The sequence below is a fragment of the Pseudomonas sp. PAMC 29040 genome (genome assembly GCF_003994535.1).
Classification (GTDB): Bacteria; Pseudomonadota; Gammaproteobacteria; order Pseudomonadales; family Pseudomonadaceae; genus Aquipseudomonas; species Aquipseudomonas paraversuta.
This window is the reverse complement of the sequence record NZ_RZAA01000002.1, coordinates 76,569-98,354: the sequence shown is the minus strand read 5'-3', so window position 1 is coordinate 98,354 and position 21,786 is coordinate 76,569. Positions and strand designations below refer to the sequence as shown.

Here is a 21,786-nt window from a genome sequence, read left to right as displayed (position 1 = left end):
CACATGCGCATTTTAGTCACCGGCGGCGCCGGATTTATTGGTTCGGCACTGATCCGTCATCTGATCCGGAACACTGCGCACGAAGTGCTCAACCTCGATAAGTTGACCTACGCCGGTAACCTTGAATCGCTGCAAAGCATTGCCACCGACAGCCGCTACGAATTCGTCCAGGCCGACATCGTCGACCAGGCCGCGGTCAGTGCAATCATCGAACGTTTCCAGCCCCAGGCCATCATGCACCTGGCTGCGGAGTCCCACGTTGACCGTTCCATCGACGGCCCGTCGGATTTCATCCAGACCAACATTGTCGGTACTTACAGCCTGCTGGAAGCCACCCGCGCCTACTGGCTGACCCTCCCGGAGCCGGCCAGGAGCGAATTTCGTTTCCACCATATTTCGACTGACGAAGTGTATGGCGACCTGCATGGCGTCGACGATCTGTTCACCGAAACCACGCCTTATGCGCCAAGCTCGCCGTACTCGGCCAGCAAAGCGGCCTCCGACCACCTGGTCCGCGCCTGGAACCGCACTTACGGCTTGCCGGTGTTACTGACCAACTGTTCGAACAACTACGGTCCTTTCCATTTCCCGGAAAAACTGATTCCGCTGGTCATTCTCAATGCGCTGGCCGGTAAACCGCTGCCGGTGTATGGCAACGGCCTGCAAGTGCGTGACTGGCTGTTCGTTGAAGACCACGCCCGCGCCCTGCTTAAAGTGGTGACCGAAGGTGTGGTCGGCGAGACTTACAACATCGGCGGCCACAACGAGCAAAAGAACATCGACGTGGTGCGCAGTATTTGTGCCCTGCTCGAGGAACTGGCGCCAGAGCATCCGCCAGGGGTTGCACAGTTTGCCGACCTGATTACCTTCGTGACTGACCGCCCTGGCCACGATCAGCGCTACGCCATCGATGCCAGCAAAATCGAACGTGAACTGGGCTGGGTTCCTGAAGAAACGTTCGAAACCGGCCTGCGCAAAACCGTGCAGTGGTACCTGGATAACCTGGAGTGGTGCAAGCGCGTTCAGGATGGCAGCTACCAGGGCCAGCGCCTGGGGTTCACCGAGGCCAAGGATCTGCTGGCATGAGTAACGGCGCAGCGCCCTTGAAAATCCTGATCAGCGGCAAAACAGGCCAGGTCGCCATCGAACTGCAGAAGCACCTTGCCGGCCTGGGCCAGCTGATAGTGCTGGGTCGTGACGAGCTTGATCTGAGCAAGCCCGAGCAAATCCGCGCGCAGGTTCGGGCCCACCAGCCTGACCTGATCATCAATGCGGCCGCGCACACCGCGGTGGATCTGGCCGAAAGCGAGCCTGAGCTGGCATTTGCCATCAATGGCATCGCGCCCGGAGTGTTTGCTGAAGAAGCGGCGGCCCTGGGCATTCCGCTGATTCACTACTCCACTGATTATGTGTTCGACGGCAACAAGCCTGCGCCCTACACCGAAGACGATGTTCCCAACCCGTTGGGTGTCTACGGCAAGAGCAAGCTGGCGGGCGAGCAGGCAATTGCAGCGACCGGTGCTGACTGTCTGATTTTGCGCACCAGCTGGGTGTACTCCACCCACGGCAAGAACTTCCTGCTGACCATGCAGCGCCTGCTGCAAGAAAGACCGGAGCTGCGGGTGGTGGCGGACCAGGTCGGGGCGCCTACCTGGGCGGGCACCATTGCCCGCAGCACGCGCCTGTTGATTGAGCGCTGGCAAGCCGCAGAAGCCGGAGCATGGGGGATTTACCACCTTACGGCCCAGGGCGAAACCTCGTGGTTTGGTTTTACCCAGGCCATTGCCGAACACCTGTCAGCCCAGGGCAAGCCTTGCGCAACCCTGGAGCCGATCCCGGCCAGCGCCTATCCGACACCGGCTGCCCGGCCACAAAACTCGCGTCTTGATTGCAGCCGCCTTGAGCGCGAGTGGCACGTCGCTCAGCCCGCCTGGCAAAACGCATTACGTGAGTGCCTGGCCGCGCAGCACTGACCTGCACAGAAACTGCTGCCAGCATCGCTGGCAAGCCAGTTCCTACAACAAAGGCCGGGTATAACTGCCCTGCGCAAACCCTGTGGGAGCTGGCGCTACAACAAAGGCTGGGTTTACTGTGGGAGCTGGCTTGCCAGCGATAGCCGCAACACGGTCCGCCAGTGCACCCTCGCCGTCTGCATCGCTACAACAAAGGCCGGGTATAACTGCCCTGTGCCAACCCTGTGGGAGCTGGCGCTACAACAAAGGCTGGGTTTACTGTGGGAGCTGGCTTGCCAGCGATAGCCGCAACACGGTCCGCCAGTGCACCCTCGCCGTCTGCATCGCTACAACAAAGGCCGGGTATAACTGCCCTGTGCCAACCCTGCGGGAGCTGGCGCTACAACAAAGGCTGGGTTTACTGTGGGAGCTGGCTTGCCAGCGATAGCCGCAACACGGTCCGCCAGTGCACCCTCGCCGTCTGCATCGCTACAACAAAGGCTGGGTATACTGCGCCGTACTCTCGCGGCGCATTATTCGATGATCACGACCCCTTCAGTTCCTCGCAGACCCCGATGGCGCAGCCTGGCCTTGCTGGCATTGTGTCTGGCGCCTTTGCTGTGGCCGCTGCAACACCTGGCCGAGCGCTATTACCGCAGTGAACTGGCCGGGCAAAATCGCCAGACCCTCGATCTCTATGTCGCCAACCTGCTGGGCACCCTGCATCGTTATGAAGTGCTGCCGCAGATCCTCGGCGAGCTGCCTGCGTTGCGTGCCGTGCTGGCAAATCCGGAGGACCCGCGGGCCCAGGCCAGGGCCAATGAGTTGCTCAATGACATCAGCACCCAGACCGGCGCGGTGGTGATGTATCTGCTGGACACCCATGGCGACACCCTGGCCACATCGAACTGGGATAAAAACGACAGTTTTATCGGCCGCAATTTCGCCTTCCGCCCCTATTTCAGCGAAGCGATGGAAGGCAAGCTGGGGCGTTTCTTCGGGCTGGGTACCACCTCCGGCAAACGCGGCTATTACTTTGCCGCACCGGTCCTGGAAGGCGATAAAAAAATCGGTGTACTGGTGGTCAAGGTCGACCTCGATCACACCGAACAGCTGTGGGGCAAGACCCCCGAACAACTGCTGATGACCGACCACAACGGTGTGGTCATTCTTACTTCTCGTCCGGAATGGCGTTTCCGCGCCACCCGCGATCTGTCACCAGAAGAGCGCGAGGCCATTTTCGCCATCCTGCCCTACCCGACCCGCGACCCGCAGCCGCTCAAACTCGACTTGAGTGCCTGGCTGGTACAGACCCAGAAAATCGACGAAACCGGCTGGAGCGTCAACATTCTTGCCCCACGTACCCTGATCGACCGGCCGGTACGCACGGCACTGGCCATCGGCGGCGCAACCTTGCTGGTGGTGATGCTGTTGATCAGTTTGATGATGCAGCGCCGGCGCCATTACCTTGAACGCATCGCCTTCGAGGGCAAGGCGCGCCGCGAGCTGGAAATGCGTGTGGCAGAACGTACCAGTGATCTCGAAGGCCTCAACCAGCGGCTGCGCAAGGAAGTGCTGGAGCGCGAACAGGCGCAACAGGAGCTGGTGCGCGCTCAGGACGATCTGGTGCAGGCGGGCAAACTGTCAGCGCTGGGTACCATGTCCGCCAGCATCAGCCACGAACTCAATCAACCGCTGGCGGCCATTCGCAGCTATGCCGAAAACGCTGAAGTGCTGCTCGATCACCAGCGCATCGAAGACGCGCGCGGCAATCTCAAACTGATCAACGAACTGACTGGCCGCATGGCGTCGATTATCGCGCACCTGCGCGCCTTCGCCCGCCGTGATCGGCATGCGCCGGAAAGCGTCGCCCTGCAACCGGCGCTGGACGATGCCCTGGCGTTACTGGCCAAGCGCCGGCGCAGCATGGAGGTGGAGCTGATTCGCGACTTGCCTGCCGCCACGCTGTGGGTCGAGGCCGGTGAAACACGTTTGCGCCAGGTGCTGGGCAACTTGCTGGCCAACGCGCTCGATGCCCTGACCGAGAAAGGTCCGCCCCGGCGTTTGTGGCTAAGTGCCCAATCCACCCCGGAAGGCGTCACCCTGTACATTCGCGACAATGGCCCGGGGTTTTGCATGGAAGCCCTGGGCCGCGCCGGCGAGCCTTTCTACACCACCAAAACCCGTACTCAGGGGCTGGGGCTGGGGCTGGCCATCTGCGACACGCTGATCCGCGCGTTTGGCGGCGAGTTGTTGTTCGCCAACCACAAGGAAGGCGGTGCCTTAATTACCCTACGTCTGCGCGCAGGTGCGCCGGGCGTCAGCTTGCAAGCTTCCGAGGACTCCAGGTCATGAGCCAGCCCATCGATCCCCACGTACAGATCATCCTGATCGATGATGACCCGCATCTGCGTCAGGCCCTGTATCAAACCCTGGACCTGGCGGGCCTCAAGGTCTTGCCACTGGCACAGGCCAGCGGCCTGGGTGAGCGTATCGGCCGGGACTGGCCCGGAGTGGTGGTCAGCGATATTCGTATGCCGGGCATGGACGGGCTTGAGTTGCTGGCCCAACTCCACGCCCAGGACCCGGAACTTCCAGTGCTGCTGATTACCGGCCACGGTGATGTGCCGCTGGCAGTGCAGGCGATGCGTTCAGGGGCCTATGACTTCCTGGAAAAACCCTTTGCCAGCGATGCACTGCTCGACAGCGTGCGCCGGGCACTGGCCCTGCGCGCCCTGGTGCTGGACAACCGCAGCCTGCGCCTGGCCCTGAGCGATCGCCAGCAACTGAGTACCCGACTGGTGGGCCATTCACCGGCCATGTTGCGCCTGCGCGAGCAAATCGGCGCACTGGCAGCGACCAAAGCCGATGTACTGATTCTGGGCGAAACCGGTTCTGGCAAAGAAGTGGTCGCACGGGCACTGCATGATCTGTCGAGCCGGCGCAATGGACCTTTTGTGGCAATCAACGCCGGCGCACTGGCGGAGTCGGTGGTTGAAAGCGAGCTGTTCGGCCATGAACCCGGGGCGTTTACCGGTGCGCAAAAGCGTCGTATCGGCAAGTTTGAGTTTGCCAATGGCGGCACATTGTTCCTCGATGAAATCGAAAGCATGAGCCTGGACGTGCAAGTCAAACTGCTACGCATGTTGCAGGAACGGGTGGTTGAGCGCGTGGGGGGCAATCAGTTGATCCCGCTGGATATCCGGGTGATCGCCGCCACCAAGGAAGACCTGCGCCAGGCCGCTGACCAGGGCCGGTTCCGCGCCGACCTGTATTACCGGCTCAATGTCGCCCCCTTGCGCATAGCCCCCTTGCGCGAGCGCGGTGAGGACGCCTTGATGCTGTTCCAGCATTTCGCCGACGAATCCAGCAGTCGCCACGGCCTCACACCCAATGTGCTGCAGCCGGCGCAACGCGCACTGTTATTGCGTCACAACTGGCCGGGCAACGTGCGCGAACTGCAAAACGTGGCCGAACGCTTTGCCCTGGGTCTTGAGCTGGCGCTGGACGATGACTCTGCCGATGGCTCGCCCTCGTCCGCCGGTGAAGTTTCGGGAGGCTTGAGCGAGCAGGTCGAACACTTTGAAAGAAGCCTGATCGCCGCCGAACTCGAGCGCTCCCACAGCTCCATGCGCAGCCTGGCTGAAGCGCTGGGTGTACCGCGTAAAACCTTGCACGACAAACTGCGCAAACACGGGCTGAACTTCGAGAGTGGCAGTCACCCGCACACCGATGAACTTGATTGAAGAGGCCATGGCATGAATCGCGACAGTCGTTATCTGGAATCCGTCCTCCATCACGACATTCCGCTTACCCGTGAAATGGGCCTGAAGGTCATAGGCTGGCACCAGCACCAACTGCGCCTGCAGATGCCGCTGGCGGCCAACATTAACCACAAAAGCACCATGTTCGGCGGCAGCCTGTACTGCGGCGCGGTGCTTGCAGGCTGGGGCTGGCTGCACTTGAGCCTGCGCGAGGCGGGGATTGAAGACGGGCATATCGTGATTCAGGAAGGTCACATCAGCTACCCGCTGCCCGTGACCCGGGACGCTATCGTGCTATGCGATGCACCGGCCGATGCGGCCTGGAACAAGTTTCTGGCCATGTACCAACGCCATGGCCGCGCACGCCTGACCCTCGAGACCCGGGTCATCAATGCCGAGGGTGCAGAGGATGCGGTGAGGTTCAGCGGGCAGTATGTGTTGCACCGCTAAATCACTGATCCTGTAGGAGCGGGCTTGCTCGCAAGCTGGCAGAAGATCGCCGGCAAGCTCGCTCCTACAGCTTGTTTTGCGCCAGGGCCAGCAGCTGTTGGCGCCACGGCGCCCTGGCCGGCAATGCCAGAAAATGGTCATTGAGCAGCGACTCACGCGGCGGATAGCAGAACGGTTCGCCATCCAGTTGCAGTACCACCCCTCCTGCACCTTCAAGCACGCCTTGAGCCGCCGCCGTGTCCCACTGTGAAGTCGGCGCCAGACGCGGATAACAATCGGCGGCTCCCTCGGCCAGCAAGCAAAACTTCAACGAACTGCCTACGCTGGTCAGCTGCAACTCGCCCAGCTGCTCGCTTAAACCCGCCAACAAGCGCTCTTGCTGAGGGCTGGAATGCCGGCGACTGGCGACCACCGTTAACGGCTGGCCTGCAGGCGGGGTGTTGCGCACGCTGATGGGCGAGCTCACGCCGCCATCCTCACGCCATGCACCCAGCCCTGCACCACCGTAGTAACAACGACCGCTGGTGGGCATTGAGACCACGCCGAAGACCACACGACCGTGTTCGATCAGCGCAATATTGACGGTGAATTCTTCACTGCCTGAAATAAATTCCTTGGTGCCATCCAGCGGATCAACCAGCCACCAGCTGGTCCAGCCGGCGCGCACGCTCTGTGCAATATTGGCGTCTTCTTCAGACAGTACCGGGATCTGCGGGGCCAGCGCCGTCAAGCCATCGAGCAGCACATGATGGGCCGCCAGATCAGCAGCGGTAACCGGCGAATCATCCGCCTTGGCGGTCACGGCAACGTCGGCACGCCAGAACGGCAAGATCGCGTCCCCTGCGGCATGGGCCAGGGCGATGACGCCTGCAAGCAACGGGTGGGGAAAATCGCTCACGGCACGAATACTCCGCGCTGGGTCAACAAATCCCGCGCCAGATACAGTGCAGCCAGAGCACGGCCTTCGCTGAATTGCGGGTTTTGCACCAGACTCGACAGCTCACGCAGATTGACCCGCTCAACCCGCATCGGCTCGGGTTCATCACCTTCCAGACGCTCTTCATAGAGGTCGGTGGCCAGCACCACCTGGATCTTCTGACTCATGTAACCCGGCGACAGCGACAGCTCGGTGAGGTGTTCCAGCTGGCGGGCGCCATAACCGGCCTCCTCCTTCAGTTCACGCTCGGCGGCGGCCAGCACATCTTCGCCCGGCTCAATCAGGCCTTTGGGCAAAGACACTTCGTACTCATCGGTACCGCCGCAGTACTCTTCAACCAGAATCGCGTGTTCGGAATCGATCATGGCCACAATCATGACCGCGCCATAGCCGTTGCCACGCCCCACCAGCCGCTCGTAAGTGCGCTCGACACCATTGGAAAAGCGCAACTGCACTTCTTCGACGCGAAACAATCGGCTACTGGCAACAATTTCACGGGCAAGTACGGTGGGTTTTTGGCGCATAGCGGCTCCTCAATATGAACGGGTTACTATACCCCGGCTTTTCCGATTGTCTGTGTCGGAAGTTTTTCAACTGCGGGAGAAGTTTTGCATGACAGCGTTACCTTGGGGCGACATTGATACCGTACTGCTCGACATGGACGGCACCCTGCTCGACTTGCATTACGACAATCACTTCTGGCTGGAACACCTGCCCCAGCGCTATGCCGAGTTGCATGGCATCAGCCGGGCAATGGCCGACCTGGAGCTGACGCCGCTGTTTGAGCGCAATGCTGGCCAGTTGCAGTGGTATTGCCTGGACTTCTGGAGCACCGAGCTGAAGATCCCGGTGCGCGAACTCAAGCTCGAAACCGCCAACCTGATTGCCTTGCGGCCCGATGCCGACACCTTTCTGGCAGCGACCAGACAGGCCGGCAAGCGGGTGATCATGATCACCAACGCGCACCGCGATTCGTTGTCGTTAAAAATGGAGCGGATCGAGCTGGCGCCGTACTTCGAGCGCCTGATCAGTTCCCACGATTATGGGTTCCCCAAGGAAAGCCCGGCTTTCTGGCATGCCCTGCAAGCCGATATCGGCTTTGACCCATCCCGCAGCCTGTTTATCGATGACACCTTGCCGATCCTGCGCAGTGCCCGTGATTTTGGCGTGGCCCACTTGCTGGCGGTGAAACAGCCGGACAGCAAAAAGGGCCCGAAAGATACCGAGGAGTTTGCTGCGCTGGGGGATTACCGGGATTTGCTGCAAGGGCTTTGAGAAATTACGCCCTGTCCATGCAGGAGCGAGCTGTTAAAGGCTCGCGAGCAAGCTCGCTCCTGCAAATGAGTGACGGGGTTACTCAGGAATCCGCAGTGTCTGCCCCGGATAGATTTTGTTGACGTCTTTGAGCAGTGGCTTGTTGGCTTCAAAAATCTTGTTGTACTGGTTGGCATTGCCGTACACCCGCAGCGAAATCGCGCTGAGGGTGTCACCTTTTTCTACCACTACAAATTTGGAAGCCACAACCACCGGCCCGGTGACGGTGATCTTGTCTTCAACACTGGCTACACCGGCAATGTTGCCCGCGGCCAGAATGATTTTTTCTTTCTCTTCCTGAGTGGCCACTTCACCGCTCACCGTCACTTTGTCGCCGTCAACGGTGGCCGTAATGTTCGGGTTGCCCAGACCTACCTGTTCAACGTGTTTCTTGAGCTCTTCACTGGCATTGGCATTGCCCGGGGTCAGCAGGTCGATCAATTTCTCGCCGGCTTCTTTCACAAAGCTAAAAATACTCATGAATCACGCTCCAAGGGTTGAGATATCCAGATCCACTAGCGTAGACCATCATTGGCGAAGCAGGCTGCGAACCAGGCGCGCTAGAATCGGCCCGTGAATAGCGCGTGGAGCGACGATGGACATCAAACAGCTGAAATTCCTCATAGCCCTGGACGAAACCCGGCACTTCGGCCAGGCCGCCGCCCGCTGCCATATCACCCAGCCCACCCTGTCCATGCGCCTGCGCAGCCTTGAGCAAGAACTCGACCTGCAACTGGTCAACCGCGGCCAGCGTTTCGAGAGTTTTACCGCTCCCGGCGAGCGGGTGCTGGCCTGGGCCAGAACTGTTCTGGCCGCCTACGACGGCTTGCAGGCAGAGGCCGCTGCATGTCGCGGCAATTTGATTGGGACGTTGCGTCTGGGTGTGGTGCCGCTCTCAAGTTTTGATCCGCTGCCTTTATTACAGCGCCTGCATCAGGAGCACCCCGAACTGCGTTTTGAGCTGTCAGCCCTGAGCTCCGAGCAAATCCTTGAACAGCTCGCCAGTAACAGGCTGGACGTGGGCGTGTCCTATCTGGACCGCCTGGATCAGGAGCGCTTTGATTTTCAGGCCCTCGGGGAAACACGCATGGGGCTGCTTTACGACCAGCGGCACTTCAACTTCGGCGAGCAACCCCTGAGCTGGGAGGCACTGATTGAATTGCCCCTTGGCCTGCTGAGCAGCGGTATGCACTTTCGCCAGTCCATCGATCACAACTTCCATAGTCGTGGCCTCACGCCCCGGCCCATCCTGCAAACCGATGCCGTTCATCAACTGTTGCAGGCCGTACACGGCGGTTTTTGTTGCGCGGTAATGCCGCTGGAGGGCGGGCTTGAAGCTCTGACCGACAACCTGCGCCTGCACCCGATTCAGGACGCCAATACCTTGTCCCGCCTTGGCCTGATCATGCGCCGGGCCGCCCCCCGTTCGGCGCTGGCCGAGGCCTGCTTCGGGATGTACCAACAATCAGCCAAGCCTTCTTGATCGACGCTATCTATCAATAGATAAGGACTAGCGATTAGACGTGACACTGTGTCGCGCCTAGGCTTGTACTGACCCAAATGTCGGTACTGCCCTATGAACGCCAAGCGCCCCCAGTGCGCGGCACCCGCCTCTGTGACTCCCGCTGCCAGCCAGAACTACCACTACGTCACGCTGGACCACAGCAGCGGCGCTGAAACCGCACTGGCCGAAGAAGTTGCCCTGGCCATCGCCTATAACGGCATCAGCCAGGCCGTGATGCTGGTCACGCCCACTGACCTTGAAGACTTCATCGTCGGCTTCAGCCTGGGCAGCGGAATCATTAAAGACGCCAGCGAAATCTACGACCTCAAGCTCACCGGCGCAGGCCCGGCCCAATACGCACAGGTCGAAATCGCCAGTCGGGCGTTCTGGAATCTCAAGCAGCAGCGCCGGCAACTGGCGGGCACCAGCGGCTGCGGGCTGTGTGGGGTGGAAGCGGTGGAACAAGCCCTGCCCGAGCTCAACGTACTTGCAGGGGCGCCCTTGCCGCCCGCCCAATGGCTTGAGGGTTTGCGCCAGCGCATCAGTGAATTCCAGCCGCTGGGCCAACACTGCGGTGCGGTCCACGCAGCTGTTTATATGGACGCGCGGGGTGAGTTGCTGATGGGTCGCGAGGACATCGGCCGACACAACGCCCTCGACAAATTGATCGGCGCACTGGTACGCCAGAACATCGACTTCAGCGGCGGTGCGGCAATAGTTACCAGCCGTTGCAGCCTTGAACTGATTCAAAAAGTGTTGCGCGCCGGTATCCAGACCCTGATCAGCCTGTCCTCGCCTACCGGCCTGGCGCTGCAATGGGCCCGACGCCACAACCTCAACCTCATTCATCTGCCACAAAAAAGCGCACCACGGGTGTACAGCCCGGCGCAGGAGAGTCAAGCGTGAGCACTCATCATCAAGCCGACCAGACCCCTACCCCACGCTACAAGCCCTACAAAGGCCCGGCAGGTGGCTGGGGCGCGCTGATCAGTGTGGCGCAGGCCTGGTTGACCAGCGACAACGCGCTGAAAAACCTGCGCATGATGCTCAAGACCAACCAGAACGGCGGTTTCGACTGTCCGGGTTGTGCATGGGGCGACTCGCCGGAAAGCGGCCTAGTCAAGTTCTGCGAGAACGGCGCCAAGGCGGTGAACTGGGAAGCCACCAAGCGCCGGGTGGATGCCCCGTTCTTCGCCAAACACAGCGTAACGGCCTTGCTCGAGCAGAGCGATTACTGGCTGGAATACCAGGGTCGTCTGACCGAGCCGATGGCTTACAACGCTGAGACCGACCACTACACGCCCATCAGCTGGGACGCTGCGTTCGCATTGATCGCCAGGCACTTGCTGAATCTCTCCAGCCCCAATCAGGCCGAGTTCTACACCTCGGGCCGGGCCAGCAATGAAGCGGCGTATTTGTATCAACTGTTCGTGCGCGCGTTCGGCACCAACAACTTCCCGGACTGCTCGAACATGTGCCACGAGGCCAGCGGCGTAGCCCTGGCGCAAAGTATCGGGGTGGGCAAAGGTACAGTGACGTTCGACGACTTCGAGCACGCAGACGCTATATTCGTGCTCGGGCAGAATCCGGGCACCAACCACCCGCGCATGCTCGAGCCATTGCGTGAAGCGGTTAAACGCGGTGCCCAGGTGGTCTGTGTCAACCCGCTCAAGGAGCGCGGTCTGGAACGTTTTCAACATCCGCAGCATCCACTGGAAATGCTCACCAACGGCGACCGGCCAACCAACACCGCCTACCTGCGCCCTGCACTGGGCGGTGATATGGCGCTGTTGCGCGGTATGGCCAAGTTTCTGCTGCAATGGGAGCGCGATGCCCAGGCGGCTGACCTGCCTGCCGTGTTTGATCACGCTTTTCTGAATGAACATACCGATGGCGTGCTCGACTACATCGCCAGCCTGGATGCCACCTCGTGGGATCACATCGTCGAGCAATCGGGCCTGCCCCTGGTCGACGTCGAACGTGCTGCGCGCATGTACCTCAAGGGCAAAAACGTAATCATGTGCTGGGCAATGGGTATCACCCAGCACCGGCATTCGGTGCAGACGATCCAGGAAATCGCCAACCTGATGTTGCTGCGCGGCAATATCGGTCGCCCGGGTGCCGGGCTGTGTCCGGTACGTGGCCACAGTAACGTGCAGGGCGACCGCACCATGGGCATCAACGAGCGCCCGCCGGTGGCTTTCCTTGACTCCCTGGAGCGTCGCTTCAAGTTCAAGGTACCCCGTGACAATGGCCACAACGTGGTCGAAGCCATTCACGCCATGCTCGAAGGACGCGCCAAGGTGTTTATCGGGCTGGGCGGCAACTTTGCCCAGGCCACCCCGGACAGCCCGCGCACCGCCGAGGCGCTGCGCAATTGCGACCTGACGGTGCAGATCAGCACCAAGCTCAACCGCAGCCATCTGATGCACGGCAAGCAAGCGCTGATTTTGCCGTGCCTGGGCCGTACCGATATCGACATCCAGGCTGAAGGCCCCCAGGCGGTCACAGTGGAAGACTCATTCAGCATGGTCCACGACTCCAACGGCCAGTTGCAGCCATTGTCGAATCAGATGCGCTCGGAACCTTCGATCATTGCCGGTATCGCTGCCGCCACCCTGGGCACCCATCCGGTTGACTGGAACTGGGTGGTGGCCGACTACAGACGCATTCGGGAGCTGATTGCCGACACCATCCCCGGTTTCAAAGATTTCAACACCCGGATTCAGCACCCGGGCGGCTTCTACCTTGGCAACTCTGCCGGGGCGCGGCAGTGGAATACCCCGACCCGGCGCGCCAACTTCCGGCCTAACGTGCTGCCCCAGGATCTGGTGGATGCCCGCACCCGTGCGACCGGGAAACTGCCTGACCTGATCCTGCAATCAATGCGCTCCCACGATCAGTACAACACCACCATTTATGGTCTGGATGACCGCTATCGCGGGGTTAAAGGTCAGCGTGACGTTCTGTTCGTCAACGAAGCCGATATCATTCGCCTGGGCTTCAAGCCGGGGCAGAAAGTCGACATCGTGTCGATCTGGAACGACGACCGTGAGCGCCGGGTCAAAAACTTCACGCTGCTGGCTTTCGATATACCCGCAGGCCAGGCTGCCGCCTACTACCCCGAGGTCAATCCGCTGGTGCCGCTTGAAAGCACGGGGGATGGCAGCCATACGCCGACTTCCAAGTTCGTGGCAATATGCCTTGAAGCAGCGAGCCCGTCGAAGCTGATCATGGCCAGGACGGGTTAACCCGACCTGAATCTGCAAAGCTGGATTGCTCGCCCCTGCAGAGCGGCTGAGGAATTCCAGGCACAAAAAAGGCCGTTTCCTGTGAAAACGGCCTATGCCAACTAATTAAAAGACCCCCGAAAACCCATTAAGTTCCCGATAAAAAACAACAAGTTATATAATTGTGTACAACTCGTGTTACTGGTCGGAATTCGATTGTCACCACTCCCCGGCAGCCTCAGGATCGCGTCGTCATCCCTTTGAGGCTCACTTATGAAGCTCACCTCGATTCTCTTGTTGTCCCTTGGCCTGGTCAGTGGCGTAGCCTCGGCCGGTGGCACCACCGAAGCCGGTGTAGGCGGCGCATTAGGCGGGGTACTCGGTGCCGTAGTCGGTCAACAACTCGGCGGCTCGACCGGATCAGCGATTGGTGCTGGCGTCGGCGGCGCAGCGGGTAGTGCCGTAGGCGCCGACAAACGCAGCCGTGGCGAAGCGGCCATTGGCGGCGCCCTCGGCGCAGCTGGCGGCAACGTACTGGGCCGCAGTGTCGGCGGCAGCACTGGCGGCCTGGTCGGTGCAGCGGCTGGCGGCGGCGCCGGTGGCGCGCTGGGTAACTACATGGGCAATAAAAGCGACGCCGATGATCGCCGCTACAACAGCCGCGATAACCGCCGTTACTACCGTGACGACAACCGTGGTCGCGGCCATGCCTATGGCCATCGCAAGAAAAACAAGCATCGTCATCATTGATCGACCGCTTGAGAACGGGAGCCGCAAGGCTCCCGTTTTTCGTTTCGGTTCAGCCCTATCCCGCAAAATTGTTTCAATGCATTACGCCCGCCTGTTTACCCCCAATCATGCAACCTGCATGACCGTGCATTTCGTTAAAACTTCTAACTAATTGAAAAATATGAAACTGCTGCCAAATATTTAATTGGCATATCCCCTGCAATCTCTTGAATGAACGCTGCACTTCCTTCCATTCAGGAGCACAACAACAATGATCGGGACAACTGAGCACTATCCCGCTGCCCTGCAAGACTCTTCTGGCCACTCAGGTGTTTCCTGGGCCGCCATTTTTGCCGGCGCAGCAGCAGCTGCCGCACTCTCCTTGCTACTCATCATGCTGGGTGCCGGCCTGGGCTTCTCGGCGGTTTCACCTTGGGCGAATGAGGGAGTGGGAGCAAAAGGTCTGGGCATTACTGCCATCATCTGGCTGGCCGTGACGCAGATCATCGCCTCAGGCATGGGCGGCTATCTGGCAGGCCGGCTGCGGGTCAAATGGGCCAACATGCATGGCGATGAGGTGTACTTTCGCGATACAGCCCACGGCTTTTTGGCCTGGGCAGTAGCCACGCTGGTTACCGCCATGTTAATCGCCAGCTCGGTCAGCAGCGTGATTGGTAGCGGCGTTCAGGCCGGAGCCAGCGTTGCCTCGGGCGCCGCCACCGCCATGAGCAGTGCCGCCGGCAGCGCTGCAGGCAGCAACGCCAGCCACGGTTCGGGCAATAGCTCGGACTATTTCATCGACACGCTGTTTCGCGATGATCGTGGCACCGCCGTCAGCGAAGACGCGGCCCATGGTGTGGTGACCCGCATCTTTGTCCGCAGTCTGGGCAACGACGGCCAACTGAGTGCAGAGGACCGTACTTACCTGGCACAAATTGTCGCCCAGCGTACCAACCTCAGCCAGCCTGAAGCCGAACAACGGGTTGACCAGGTCTATGCCAAGGCCCATCAAGCAGTTGCAGACGCCAAAGTAAAAGCCAAGGAAGCAGCAGACACCGCTGCCAAAGTAGCGGCCTGGACCACCCTGTGGATGTTTATCAGCCTGTTGCTCGGTGCGTTCTTCGCCAGCCTGTGCGCCACCTTTGGCGGCCGTCGCCGCGATGCAGTGACGTATCTGACCACTACCACCACACCCCTTGTTTAACCCCGGACCTTTTGCTTACTGGAGAATAAAATGCGCTCACTTCTGCTGCTATTTCTCGGCATTCCCATCCCGATCATCATCCTGATTGCGCTATTTGTTCACTGATTCAGCGGATCAACCTGACAACGGCCTTCCTTGTGAAGGCCGTTTTTTATACCGGCAAGCAAGTGGTGGATTTGATCTCGGACAAGGCAACAATCGAGTTCACCTCTTGAATGCCGGGCACCATCGACAGCTTTTCGAAGAAAAACCGTTCATAGGCTTCAATGTCAGCGGTGACGATACGCAGTAGAAAATCCACCGCGCCCATCAGCACGTAACACTCAAGGACCTCAGGAAAGCCGCGAATGGCATCGGTAAACTCGGTGAAGTTGGAACGACCGTGGGCGTTGAGTTTGATCTCGGCAAAAATCTGCGTATTGAGGCCGATTTTCTTACGATCGAGCAGGGTCACCTGGCCGCGGATAATCCCTTCGTCTTTCATCCGCTGAATCCGCCTCCAGCAAGGCGATTGCGACAACCCTACCTGCTCCGCGATTTGCGCACTGGACAGCGAGGCGTCCTCTTGCAGCAGCGCGAGAATGCGCCGGTCATAAGCATCCAGCTCGATTCGCATAGAAATACCTCTTTATGACGTATTTAAGACTTGATCCAGTCTTAATTTCGTTTAACTCCTGCATCTTAGATAAAAAATTCCCGCCCTGGCGTGTAAATATTTCTCCAGCCTAATCAGGAGTTTTAGCATGCCGCCTCTGCAAGCCGTCAGCCACTCAGTCCGCCCAGACGTCTGGGCCAGCAACGCCGCCCCATGTCCGGTGCACTTTTATATTCAGGCCGAGGCAGAAGCCGATGTGCTGTGCCGCGTACTGAATCTGTTTGCCTTGCAGCAACTGACTCCCCGATCGGTCAACGTAGAGCGCGACAACGACAGGTTAAGCATTGAAATTCTGAGTGATGAGCAAAGCTGGCACCGGGCTCAGGTGATTGGCGAAAAACTGCGCAACCTGGTCAGTGTCTTCGAAGTGCAATTGCTACCGGCCAAATCCCGGGACGCTGATTTCAAGGGTGGCGCCATGAGCCACCAGCGCGTTGCCGGGTAATAGCTCGCAACCATTGGCCAGGCCTGGGTGATGGGCCAGCAACTAGGCTTTGGACTTCACGGCCCGGACAGGGATATGTCGGGCCGATGCTTTAAAGCCCAAGGAGCTTGTATGCACTTCGCCCCCGCCCATGACCACTGGCTGGATCTCAACGACCTGGTCACCGCACTCCTCGCCCAAGGCCGCCTGCACAAAGGTGGCGCAGAGCAGGCATTGAACGCCGGCCGCGAGCCTCGTCACAACGCCGTGCATCCACTGGTGTTGCTGGCCAGCCTGCAGCTCATCGACCCCGGTCGCCCCGGCAAGGCCCTCGACCTTGAGACCCTCACCGCCTGGCTGGCGGAGCAATGCCAGCAGCCTTACATGCGCATAGATCCACTGAAAATTGATGTCGTGACGGTTACCGGACTGATGTCCCTGGCATTTGCCCAACGGCATGAAATCCTCGCGGTGGCGGCAGATCAACAGTCCATTACCATCGCCAGCGCTCAACCCGGGGTCAGCCGCTGGGAAGCGGATCTCAAGCAAGTGCTCAAACGGCCCATCAAGCGTGTGGTTGCCAACCCTCTGGATATCCAGCGCCTGAATGTGGAATTTTTTCAGCTGGCCAGATCGGTCAACGGCGCCACGCTAAATGATCATAAAACCAGCAAGCAGGCCAACCTCGAACAACTACTCACCCTCGGCGGCGGCCAGACGCCCGATGCCAACGACGCGCATATTGTGAATATCGTCGACTGGCTGTTTCAGTACGCCTTCGAGCAACGCGCCAGTGACATCCACATCGAGCCGCGTAGTGAGCAGGGCGGCGTACGCTTTCGCATTGATGGCGTGCTGCATAACGTTTACCAATTTCCGACACAGGTGACGACGGCCGTTGTCAGCCGCCTCAAGAGCCTGGGCCGGATGAATGTCGCCGAAAAGCGCAAACCCCAGGATGGCCGGATCAAAATCAGAACCCCGGCCGGGGCACAGGTTGAACTGCGGCTCGCCACCTTGCCCACCGCCTTTGGCGAAAAAATGGTGATGCGTATTTTTGATCCGCAGGTGCTGCTCAAGAGTTTCGACCAGCTCGGTTTTACCCCGCAAGACCTGCAACGCTGGCAGCACATGACCCGCCAGCCCCACGGCATTATTTTACTCACCGGCCCCACCGGTTCGGGTAAAACCAGCACCCTCTACGCAACCCTCAAACAGCTGGCCACAGAACAGATCAACCTGTGCACCCTTGAAGACCCCATCGAAATGATTGAGCCGGCGTTCAATCAAATGCAGGTGCAACCCGGCATCGACCTGACTTTCGCCAGTGGCGTACGCGCCCTGATGCGCCAGGATCCGGACATCATCATGCTCGGCGAGATACGCGATCTGGAAACTGCCGAAGTCGCGATTCAGGCCGCCCTGACCGGCCATCTGGTGCTGTCGACCCTGCACACCAACGATGCTCCCAGCGCCATCAGTCGCCTGCAGGAACTGGGCGTCGCGCCTTATTTGATCAAGGCCACGCTGCTGGGGGTCATGGCACAACGACTGGTGAAAACCTTGTGTCCCGAATGTAAAAACGAGGAGCCATTGACGCCGGACGACTGGCAGAGTTTCGTCAAACAATGGCCGGGACCAGCACCGGAGGGTACCTGCAGGGCGACGGGCTGTGCTGTGTGCCGGGATACGGGCTACCGTGGCCGGGCCGGTATCTACGAAATAATGCTGATGAATGACAGCCTCAGAACCCTGATCGATTCCCGGACCGACTTGAACGCCGTACATCGCGCAGCGTGCGCCGCAGGCATGCAGCCCTTGCGACTGGCGGCAGCCCATAAAGTGGCCACAGGCATGACCACGCTGGAGGAAGCTTTGCGCGTTACACCTGCGTGATGATTCGTTTTGACTAAAATCTAAACAGTTGCACCGTTTACATGCAGGAGTGAGCTCACGAGCCTTGGCCGTTGAGTCCATACAATCAGGTCGGTTCTTTCCCCTTACACCTCGAACAAGGAATTGTCATGCAAGTGGGTACAGTGGTCCTGTTATTTGTCGCCTTGGCTATCGCCGTGCTTTTCATGGGGTTCAAGGTCGTGCCCCAAGGTTATCAGTGGACAGTAGAACGCTTCGGCCGCTACACCAACACCCTGAAACCGGGCCTGAATATCATCATTCCGGTCATGGATCGCATCGGACGCAAGATCAACGTGATGGAAAGCGTGCTGGATATCCCGCCCCAGGAAGTCATAACTGCCGACAACGCCACCGTACAAATCGATGCCGTGTGTTTCTTCCAGGTGGTCAACACGGCCCAGGCGGCATATGAGGTCAATAACCTCGAGCATGCCATTCGTAACCTGCTGCAAACCAACATCCGCACGGTGCTCGGCTCCATGGAGCTGGATGCCATGCTGAGCCAGCGGGACGGCATCAATGAAAAACTGCTGCGCACTGTTGATGAAGCCACGGCGCCATGGGGGATCAAGATCACCCGTATCGAGATCAAGGACATCAGCCCGCCTGCAGACCTGATGGCCGCCATGTCCGGCCAGATGAAAGCCGAGCGCATCAAGCGTGCGCAAATCCTTGAGGCTGAAGGCCTTCGGGCCTCGGCAATTTTAACCGCCGAAGGTAAAAAGCAGGCGCAGATCCTCGAAGCTGAAGGCGGCCGCCAGGCGGCTTTTCTCGAGTCCGAAGCCCGGGAGCGCCAGGCCGAAGCCGAAGCCCGGGCGACCCAGGTAGTGTCCGAAGCCATTGCCAATGGCAACGTGCAGGCGATCAACTACTTCGTCGCGCAAAAATACATCGATGCCCTGGGCAAGCTGGCCTCTGCCAATAACAGCAAGGTCATCCTCATGCCGCTGGAGGCCAGCCAGGTCATCGGCGCGGTGGGCGGTATCGGCGAAATCGTTAAAGCCACCTTCGATAACAAAAAGGTCTGAGGCATGTGGGAGTTCCTGCAAAACCTGAACTACTGGGACTGGCTGGCACTGGGTACGGTGCTGCTGATTCTGGAAGTGTTCGGCGCCGGTGGTTATCTGCTTTGGGCAGGCATTGCCGCGATCATCGTCGGGGCCGTGACCTTCCTGATACCGGGTCTGACCTGGACCCTGCAGTTCCCTCTGTTTGGCGTACTGGCGATTCTCACCGCGCTGTACTGGTGGAAACGCCAGCGTGGCGCTATCGCCAGTAGCGATCAACCGGACCTGAATCGCCGGGGACACGAGCTGATCGGTCGCACCTTTGTCGTTCAACAGGCGATAGTCGGGGGAAGGGGTAAAATCAAGGTCGGTGACGGGGTATGGATGGTGACAGGGCCCGATGCTGACGTCGGCACCCGGGTTCGGGTAACAGCCCAGAACGGGACGGTGCTAAGCGTAGAAGTTACTGCATGAGGTTACGGAACTCCCGGCCGTTAACTAGAATCAAAGTTGGTAATTAACCTATTCGGAGTCACTGTCATGCGTCTCAAATATGCTGTCGCCGCGATCGCCCTGCTATCCCTTCCTGTTGGTTCTGCAATGGCCGACACTTTTTGGCGCAATGTGCTGTCTTCCGGCGCGACCACCGGCTCCACCTACCTGACCTTCAAAAAAGACCGCAAAGTAATCGCCGCCCAGGATGACGCCGGGAGCTTTGTTGCCAGCAACGGTTCGATCCGCGGCCCTTATCTGGAATCCGCCATGCAGCAAGTGCGTGCCGATAACCCGCAACTGAAAGTCAGTGACATGGATCTGGCCAACGCCATCCTGGCGAAAAACGCGACTGTCGAGTAACGCCTCTAGCCACTGGCGCTGGTTGCCATGGAATTGCTGGGCCGCTGCCCCTGGCGGCCCTGAAGACCAGGCACCCGGGCCAGCAGCTCAGGACTGGTCATTCAGCCCCTAGACAGAAATTTCACCCGATGTGAGCCATGCTATGGGTATGCTTTGCCCACCCAAACTCACATCGGACGTATTGCTTCCATGAGCTCACTGCCTTTCCTGCCGTTTTCCAAACCCACCATTGATGAAGCCACCATTGCTGCGGTTGGCGACGTGCTGCGCTCAGGCTGGATCACCAGCGGGCCCAAGGTTCAGGCTTTCGAAGCACAGCTGTCCGAGTACTTTGGCGGTCGCCCGGTGCGTACCTTCAACTCCGGCACCTGCACCATGGAAATCGCTCTGCGCATCGCGGGTATCGGTGCCGGTGATGAAGTGATCACCACTTCTATTTCATGGGTCGCCACGGCCAATGTGATCCTCGAAGTAGGCGCCACACCGGTGTTCGCCGATATCGACCCGGTTACACGCAATATCGACCTGGCCCAGGTCGAGGCCGCCATCACCCCGCGTACCAAGGCCATCATTCCGGTGTATTTGTCGGGCTTGCCGGTGGACATGGACGCGTTGTACGCGCTGGCCAAAAAATACAACCTGCGCGTAGTCGAAGATGCCGCCCAGGCTCTGGGCTCCAGCTGGAACGGGCAACGCATCGGCGCACGCGGCGATTTCGTTTCTTTCAGTTTTCAGGCCAACAAAAACATCACCTCGTCCGAAGGCGGGTGTCTGGTGCTGAACAATGAAGAAGAAGCGCGGCTGGCCGAGAAATATCGCCTGCAAGGGGTTACTCGTACCGGTTTCGACGGTCTGGATGTCGACGTGCTTGGTGGCAAGTTCAACATGACCGATATTGCAGCGGCTATTGGCTTGGGCCAGTTTGCCCATATCGAAGCCATTACCGCCCATCGCCGGCAATTGGCAAAACATTACTTCGAATGTTTTGGCCCTGACTTTGAAGCCGAATACGGCGCGCAACTGCCGGTGGCTGACTTCAACAATACCAACTGGCATTTGTTCCAGCTGGTGCTGGCGGAGCGCAAAGATGGCGAACCTGCCCGTGCCACCTTCATGAAAGACATGCAGGCACTGGGCGTCGGCGTGGGCTATCACTACCCGCCGATTCATTTGCTGAGTTTGTATCGTGCGCAAGGCTTCAAGGAGGGGATGTTGCCGATTGCCGAGCGCGTGGGCCGGCTGATCGTGTCGCTACCGATGTTTACCGCCATGACCAAGGCCGATGTGGAACGCTCTGTAGCGGCGGTCAAAGCGGTGTTGAAAGACGCTTGAGTATTTAGAACAACTGCAGGAGCGAGCTTGCCTTGCGCTCTTTTGATCTTCTGAAAGATCGCGAGCAAGCACGCTCCCACAGTAACAGGCCGGGGTTACTCGCCGATTGCGGCTTTGTAACCGGCAGCATCCAGCAGTTTTTCCAGTTCCGCGGTGTTGCTTGGCTTGAGCTTGAAGATCCAGCTGGCGTAGGGTTCGCTGTTCAGCGACTCAGGGCTATCGGCCAGTGCTTCGTTAACGGCAATGACTTCGCCCGACACCGGCGAGTAGATATCCGAAGCAGCTTTTACCGACTCCACGACTCCCGCAGTATCACCGGCGGCAAACACTTTGCCGACTTCGGCCAGCTCAACAAACACCACATCCCCCAAGGCTTCCTGAGCGTGATCGCTGATGCCGACAGTAACCGTACCATCAGCTTCCAGACGGGCCCACTCATGACTTTCAGCAAAGCGCAGGTCAGCAGGGATATCGCTCATATTCAGTGTCCTCAAGAAGAAATTTCAGCGGCT

The 21,786-nt window shown here is 59.4% G+C and carries 22 protein-coding genes; 17 read left to right on the top strand and 5 right to left on the bottom strand.

The window, feature by feature from the left end:
• Positions 1–3: 3 nt before the first annotated feature.
• The 5 genes from rfbB to WG29040_RS03385 all read left to right on the top strand — a co-directional run bounded on the left by rfbB (position 4) and on the right by WG29040_RS03385 (position 6,166).
• Positions 4–1,086 (top strand): dTDP-glucose 4,6-dehydratase, encoded by a 1,083-nt coding sequence (rfbB, locus tag WG29040_RS03405; protein ID WP_003438409.1) that lies wholly within the window; start codon positions 4–6, stop codon positions 1,084–1,086.
• Between the two features lie 17 nt (positions 1,087–1,103).
• Positions 1,104–1,973 (top strand): dTDP-4-dehydrorhamnose reductase, encoded by an 870-nt coding sequence (gene rfbD / locus WG29040_RS03400; RefSeq protein WP_003438405.1) that lies wholly within the window; start codon positions 1,104–1,106, stop codon positions 1,971–1,973.
• A gap of 519 nt (positions 1,974–2,492) precedes the next feature.
• A complete protein-coding gene (locus WG29040_RS03395) occupies positions 2,493–4,307 on the top strand; it encodes a sensor histidine kinase (protein ID WP_003438402.1) in 1,815 nt (604 codons plus the stop codon).
• Entirely contained in the window at positions 4,304–5,698 is a 1,395-nt protein-coding gene (locus WG29040_RS03390; protein WP_003438400.1) for a sigma-54 dependent transcriptional regulator, read from the top strand. The genes WG29040_RS03395 and WG29040_RS03390 overlap by 4 nt, the downstream gene beginning before the upstream one ends.
• A gap of 12 nt (positions 5,699–5,710) precedes the next feature.
• Entirely contained in the window at positions 5,711–6,166 is a 456-nt protein-coding gene (locus WG29040_RS03385; RefSeq protein WP_010656861.1) for a YiiD C-terminal domain-containing protein, read from the top strand.
• Positions 6,167–6,230: 64 nt separating this feature from the next.
• Here the strand turns inward: WG29040_RS03385 and cysQ are convergent, their stop codons facing one another.
• Positions 6,231–7,064, bottom strand: a complete 834-nt coding sequence (cysQ, locus tag WG29040_RS03380) for a 3'(2'),5'-bisphosphate nucleotidase CysQ (protein ID WP_127195667.1) — start codon at positions 7,062–7,064, stop codon at positions 6,231–6,233.
• Positions 7,061–7,627 carry an ADP compounds hydrolase NudE gene (gene nudE / locus WG29040_RS03375; protein ID WP_003438392.1) on the bottom strand — a complete coding sequence of 189 codons (567 nt, stop codon included), beginning with the start codon at positions 7,625–7,627 and terminating at the stop codon, positions 7,061–7,063. Before nudE ends, cysQ begins: the two co-directional genes overlap by 4 nt.
• A gap of 88 nt (positions 7,628–7,715) precedes the next feature.
• Between nudE and yrfG the strand changes: the two genes are divergently transcribed.
• The gene (yrfG, locus tag WG29040_RS03370; RefSeq protein ID WP_003438390.1) at positions 7,716–8,378 is read left to right on the top strand and encodes a GMP/IMP nucleotidase; all 663 of its coding nucleotides are present in this window, start codon (positions 7,716–7,718) and stop codon (positions 8,376–8,378) included.
• A 78-nt stretch (positions 8,379–8,456) separates the two neighbouring features.
• On the opposite strand, the gene lysM is transcribed toward yrfG, so the two are convergent.
• Complete coding sequence (lysM, locus tag WG29040_RS03365; RefSeq protein WP_003438388.1) at positions 8,457–8,897, bottom strand: peptidoglycan-binding protein LysM; 441 nt, start codon at positions 8,895–8,897, stop codon at positions 8,457–8,459.
• 115 nt (positions 8,898–9,012) lie between these two features.
• On the opposite strand from lysM, the gene WG29040_RS03360 reads away from it, so the two are divergent.
• The 5 genes from WG29040_RS03360 to WG29040_RS03340 all read left to right on the top strand — a co-directional run bounded on the left by WG29040_RS03360 (position 9,013) and on the right by WG29040_RS03340 (position 15,084).
• Complete coding sequence (locus WG29040_RS03360) at positions 9,013–9,900, top strand: LysR family transcriptional regulator (RefSeq protein WP_003438386.1); 888 nt, start codon at positions 9,013–9,015, stop codon at positions 9,898–9,900.
• A 93-nt stretch (positions 9,901–9,993) separates the two neighbouring features.
• Entirely contained in the window at positions 9,994–10,827 is an 834-nt protein-coding gene (gene fdhD / locus WG29040_RS03355) for a formate dehydrogenase accessory sulfurtransferase FdhD (RefSeq protein ID WP_003438382.1), read from the top strand.
• Positions 10,824–13,172, top strand: coding sequence for an FdhF/YdeP family oxidoreductase (locus tag WG29040_RS03350; RefSeq protein ID WP_003438379.1), 2,349 nt, complete (start codon positions 10,824–10,826; stop codon positions 13,170–13,172). Before fdhD ends, WG29040_RS03350 begins: the two co-directional genes overlap by 4 nt.
• Before the next feature lie 252 nt (positions 13,173–13,424).
• A complete protein-coding gene (locus WG29040_RS03345) occupies positions 13,425–13,901 on the top strand; it encodes a glycine zipper domain-containing protein (protein ID WP_003438376.1) in 477 nt (158 codons plus the stop codon).
• 250 nt (positions 13,902–14,151) lie between these two features.
• A complete protein-coding gene (locus tag WG29040_RS03340; protein ID WP_010656864.1) occupies positions 14,152–15,084 on the top strand; it encodes a hypothetical protein in 933 nt (310 codons plus the stop codon).
• 151 nt (positions 15,085–15,235) lie between these two features.
• Here the strand turns inward: WG29040_RS03340 and WG29040_RS03335 are convergent, their stop codons facing one another.
• Positions 15,236–15,700, bottom strand: a complete 465-nt coding sequence (locus tag WG29040_RS03335) for an Lrp/AsnC family transcriptional regulator (protein ID WP_003438371.1) — start codon at positions 15,698–15,700, stop codon at positions 15,236–15,238.
• Between the two features lie 127 nt (positions 15,701–15,827).
• Here WG29040_RS03335 and WG29040_RS03330 point away from each other — a divergent pair, with 127 nt between their 5' ends.
• From WG29040_RS03330 to WG29040_RS03305, 6 genes are all read left to right on the top strand, one after another.
• Positions 15,828–16,184, top strand: a complete 357-nt coding sequence (locus WG29040_RS03330; RefSeq protein ID WP_127195666.1) for a hypothetical protein — start codon at positions 15,828–15,830, stop codon at positions 16,182–16,184.
• Positions 16,185–16,295: 111 nt separating this feature from the next.
• Positions 16,296–18,059, top strand: a complete 1,764-nt coding sequence (locus WG29040_RS03325; protein WP_127195665.1) for a GspE/PulE family protein — start codon at positions 16,296–16,298, stop codon at positions 18,057–18,059.
• Between the two features lie 128 nt (positions 18,060–18,187).
• Positions 18,188–19,108, top strand: coding sequence for an SPFH domain-containing protein (locus WG29040_RS03320; RefSeq protein WP_003438363.1), 921 nt, complete (start codon positions 18,188–18,190; stop codon positions 19,106–19,108).
• Between the two features lie 3 nt (positions 19,109–19,111).
• Positions 19,112–19,561 (top strand): NfeD family protein, encoded by a 450-nt coding sequence (locus tag WG29040_RS03315; RefSeq protein WP_127195664.1) that lies wholly within the window; start codon positions 19,112–19,114, stop codon positions 19,559–19,561.
• A gap of 66 nt (positions 19,562–19,627) precedes the next feature.
• The gene (locus WG29040_RS03310) at positions 19,628–19,942 is read left to right on the top strand and encodes a DUF2388 domain-containing protein (RefSeq protein WP_003438359.1); all 315 of its coding nucleotides are present in this window, start codon (positions 19,628–19,630) and stop codon (positions 19,940–19,942) included.
• Between the two features lie 189 nt (positions 19,943–20,131).
• Positions 20,132–21,274 carry a DegT/DnrJ/EryC1/StrS aminotransferase family protein gene (locus tag WG29040_RS03305; RefSeq protein ID WP_127195663.1) on the top strand — a complete coding sequence of 381 codons (1,143 nt, stop codon included), beginning with the start codon at positions 20,132–20,134 and terminating at the stop codon, positions 21,272–21,274.
• 95 nt (positions 21,275–21,369) lie between these two features.
• On the opposite strand, the gene gcvH is transcribed toward WG29040_RS03305, so the two are convergent.
• Positions 21,370–21,753: a glycine cleavage system protein GcvH gene (gene gcvH / locus WG29040_RS03300; RefSeq protein WP_003438354.1), complete on the bottom strand. Its 384-nt coding sequence runs from the start codon at positions 21,751–21,753 to the stop codon at positions 21,370–21,372.
• Positions 21,754–21,786: the final 33 nt, after the last annotated feature.

What these genes read in the sequence shown, in the direction of transcription:
- rfbB (WP_003438409.1), top strand. Translation starts at nt 4, where the DNA reads ATGCGCATTTTAGTCACCGGCGGCGCCGGATTTATTGGTTCGGCACTG.
- WG29040_RS03395 (WP_003438402.1), top strand. Translation starts at nt 2,493, where the DNA reads ATGATCACGACCCCTTCAGTTCCTCGCAGACCCCGATGGCGCAGCCTG.
- WG29040_RS03390 (WP_003438400.1), top strand. Translation starts at nt 4,304, where the DNA reads ATGAGCCAGCCCATCGATCCCCACGTACAGATCATCCTGATCGATGAT.
- WG29040_RS03385 (WP_010656861.1), top strand. Translation starts at nt 5,711, where the DNA reads ATGAATCGCGACAGTCGTTATCTGGAATCCGTCCTCCATCACGACATT.
- nudE (WP_003438392.1), bottom strand. Translation starts at nt 7,627, where the DNA reads ATGCGCCAAAAACCCACCGTACTTGCCCGTGAAATTGTTGCCAGTAGC.
- yrfG (WP_003438390.1), top strand. Translation starts at nt 7,716, where the DNA reads ATGACAGCGTTACCTTGGGGCGACATTGATACCGTACTGCTCGACATG.
- lysM (WP_003438388.1), bottom strand. Translation starts at nt 8,897, where the DNA reads ATGAGTATTTTTAGCTTTGTGAAAGAAGCCGGCGAGAAATTGATCGAC.
- WG29040_RS03360 (WP_003438386.1), top strand. Translation starts at nt 9,013, where the DNA reads ATGGACATCAAACAGCTGAAATTCCTCATAGCCCTGGACGAAACCCGG.
- fdhD (WP_003438382.1), top strand. Translation starts at nt 9,994, where the DNA reads ATGAACGCCAAGCGCCCCCAGTGCGCGGCACCCGCCTCTGTGACTCCC.
- WG29040_RS03345 (WP_003438376.1), top strand. Translation starts at nt 13,425, where the DNA reads ATGAAGCTCACCTCGATTCTCTTGTTGTCCCTTGGCCTGGTCAGTGGC.
- WG29040_RS03340 (WP_010656864.1), top strand. Translation starts at nt 14,152, where the DNA reads ATGATCGGGACAACTGAGCACTATCCCGCTGCCCTGCAAGACTCTTCT.
- WG29040_RS03335 (WP_003438371.1), bottom strand. Translation starts at nt 15,700, where the DNA reads ATGCGAATCGAGCTGGATGCTTATGACCGGCGCATTCTCGCGCTGCTG.
- WG29040_RS03330 (WP_127195666.1), top strand. Translation starts at nt 15,828, where the DNA reads ATGCCGCCTCTGCAAGCCGTCAGCCACTCAGTCCGCCCAGACGTCTGG.
- WG29040_RS03325 (WP_127195665.1), top strand. Translation starts at nt 16,296, where the DNA reads ATGCACTTCGCCCCCGCCCATGACCACTGGCTGGATCTCAACGACCTG.
- WG29040_RS03320 (WP_003438363.1), top strand. Translation starts at nt 18,188, where the DNA reads ATGCAAGTGGGTACAGTGGTCCTGTTATTTGTCGCCTTGGCTATCGCC.
- WG29040_RS03315 (WP_127195664.1), top strand. Translation starts at nt 19,112, where the DNA reads ATGTGGGAGTTCCTGCAAAACCTGAACTACTGGGACTGGCTGGCACTG.
- WG29040_RS03310 (WP_003438359.1), top strand. Translation starts at nt 19,628, where the DNA reads ATGCGTCTCAAATATGCTGTCGCCGCGATCGCCCTGCTATCCCTTCCT.
- WG29040_RS03305 (WP_127195663.1), top strand. Translation starts at nt 20,132, where the DNA reads ATGAGCTCACTGCCTTTCCTGCCGTTTTCCAAACCCACCATTGATGAA.
- gcvH (WP_003438354.1), bottom strand. Translation starts at nt 21,753, where the DNA reads ATGAGCGATATCCCTGCTGACCTGCGCTTTGCTGAAAGTCATGAGTGG.